Genomic DNA, 2514 nt, shown 5'->3' on the forward strand with positions numbered 1-2514 from the left:
CGAGTTGGCTGGAACAGGCGTGAACTGTTGTGTGATTTTTTGTCTATACCCCCTCTATATATAGAAAGAATCGTAGAGTGAACCGCTGTTATCCTGTGAGGTGCTGACTGAATAGCGGAATCAAAAAAGGCAAACCTGCACATATCACCTCCCTTGAAAACGAGTTGGCGCGTGTTGTTCACCATAGGCTTCTCAACAAGCTGGAAAAGCCAGAAACCACTATAAGAACCCTAACGAAATTCACCAATTAATTTACCAATTCACAAGCAGCAATCACACCAGCACCCTTTTCATACATGATCCTTTGGGCAAATATATCTCCTTATAAGTGCACATACTTTGCTGAGGGCGATTGGGGAGAACCAAAGAATGGAAAATCTTTCTAGCTCAATTCAGCAGATCCTTTGTTATTCGGTACAAATTTTAAGATTTAATGCATCCAAAACTCTCTGCTGATTAAGTGTAAGCGTGTCGTTAACATTCTTTACATAATCCAAGGGCGATTCGACTTTCGTCATCTCTCGATAGTAGTCTAAAGCCCACTCAGGTCTCGAACATTGCAAAAACATCTCTTTGAACTCCGAAGCTTTATCCAAAATGTCATGTTGATCTGTTGTGACAAAAATTACCCACCTATTATTACGAAATTGATATTCCAAAGCCGATGCTAAGTGCACTGCGTCACCAGAGTTTTTTAGCAATGACCCTAGGATTACTGCAGATAATAGAGAATTGCTGGGCTTAATCTCTTCGCATCTAAGTCCTTTAAATGGTGCTTCCAATTCATGCTTTTTAATTGCTAATTCTGCAGCTATTGCAGCAAAAAAGATGTCAACTGGAAGCTTTTGCCCATCTTTAAGTGAATGAACCTGAGAAGCAATATAACTTTCCATAGCTCCCAATATTTCGTATTGAATATTCGACTTCCTATAAGGAAGTTTTCTGAACAGTGACTTTTGGTCAGCAAAAAAATCTGCGAAAATTTGTCCATCTCTGTTAGTGATTTTTTTTATACCCTTAGAAGTCAGAAAGGGCTTTAGTTTTGAATGAAAATTAAGAAGAATTGTGTTGTGAGATTGCTCTATCAGATCCAGAGCTTCTTTTTTGATTGAAGAAGATAAAATACATTGACTTGCCGTCTCTTTGATGAAATCTGAGCACGCTTTCATTATAGTCTCTAAAGGATGAGGTAGTAAAATACAGGTATCTATGAAAAAGCCTTCAACCTTTCCAAATGACAACGCTCATCCTTCTGCTGTACTCAATAGTTCCATGACCTTTCGAATGGCTCTGGTACCGCTATTATCTTCATAAGAAACAATTGGCTTGAACTCAATTTTAGGTTCAATAAGCATTTCTAACTCATTAGTCCGCCTACGAAGAGAGATAGTGAAGTCTTGCAATACCTTCATGTCTAGAGCGCTAGACTTAATGTTCTTTACCTTAAGAATGTCATCAACAGTTTTAGAATTGCTAAAATCAATATACCAAAACAGCTTGATTCTTATGCTTTCAAGTTCATCTATTTTTGTGTCGAACTGATCCACCCATTTGTTGTGATTTGAGCACAGCCTTGAGAATTTTTTACGGTTATTCTTGTTAAGTATCAATTCTAAGCGTTCTTTGTGTAAAAGCTTTTCATAAATATCTAAGAAGTCTCTTTGAACTAGTATAGCATTTTCAACCGCAGTAAGATAGGATAACGGCAAATCCGAATTAAAAAACATCCTGCAGTTGTCGAGAATATCGGAGTTCAGCCGCTTTTTGCAATTATTGTTATGATCAAAAACATTTCTGAAATAATTAGCTACATATTTTGAAATGTTACTAACGTATTTTTTTATCTCTACTGACTTTTCAAAAAGCGTATCTTTCTTCAAATCATCTTCAAGCAGTTTTTTAAAGTGTTCCTTAAGCTCATTTAGACTCAGATTTCTAAGGGGCGGTAACTCATCTAACATTTGCAAATTATGCGATACAGTTTCTGCGATAGCAGTTTTATAATCTTGAAAATCCTTATTGATTTGATTACCACCTGAATCATACAGTTCTGGAGTTACGTAACTTCTTGAGATGTTCAATCTATCAGAAATTTTCTCGCTTCCGAGTGACTGCATATTTTTTTACCACACAATCAATAAATGGTATTTCTGTGCCTCATTTAAATGCAATTATAAGAAACCGTAATTGCCCTATTTAAATTTGATGTACCGACTATATACATTTGAATCTAACACAGTTTTACAAAAGTTGATTCAGTAGACATAAATGTAACGTGTTTTTTGGAAAAGGCTTTAGTAAAAACAATTGGAAGCTAGAAAAGTGGAAATAATGCCAATGAACTTGTACTAAAACCTGTGCTGTTTGCTTCAATTTTTGTAACGAAAACTTTTGACCATTTTTCTGTTTGGCTTCCCAAATCTGCTTAGTTCCTTAAAATATTTCACTTTAAAGAAAATTTAAATATGGTGTATGCCATAGTAGAACTGGAGATTAAAATGCCGTCTCCTAGAG

The 2514-nt window shown here is 35.8% G+C and carries 3 protein-coding genes; all 3 read right to left on the reverse strand.

All coding sequences use genetic code 11. The annotated features are described in order from the left end of the window. Nucleotides 1-185 (reverse strand): hypothetical protein (locus QVB70_RS08875; RefSeq protein WP_287585373.1); only part of this gene is annotated, 185 nt, incomplete at its 3' end. A 222-nt stretch (nucleotides 186-407) separates the two neighbouring features. Continuing rightward, a complete protein-coding gene (locus QVB70_RS08880) occupies nucleotides 408-1241 on the reverse strand; it encodes a hypothetical protein (protein ID WP_287585374.1) in 834 nt (277 codons plus the stop codon). Between the two features lie 3 nt (nucleotides 1242-1244). Then, complete coding sequence (locus QVB70_RS08885) at nucleotides 1245-2117, reverse strand: hypothetical protein (RefSeq protein WP_287585375.1); 873 nt, start codon at nucleotides 2115-2117, stop codon at nucleotides 1245-1247. Between the last annotated feature and the right edge of the window lie 397 nt (nucleotides 2118-2514).

This window comes from Candidatus Borrarchaeum sp., from assembly GCF_019058535.1.
GTDB classification, from domain to species: Archaea; Asgardarchaeota; Sifarchaeia; order Borrarchaeales; family Borrarchaeaceae; genus Borrarchaeum; species Borrarchaeum weybense.

Bases quoted from the DNA above. Each gene is read 5' to 3' on its own strand.
- QVB70_RS08885 (WP_287585375.1), bottom strand. From the start codon at position 2,117: ATGCAGTCACTCGGAAGCGAGAAAATTTCTGATAGATTGAACATCTCA.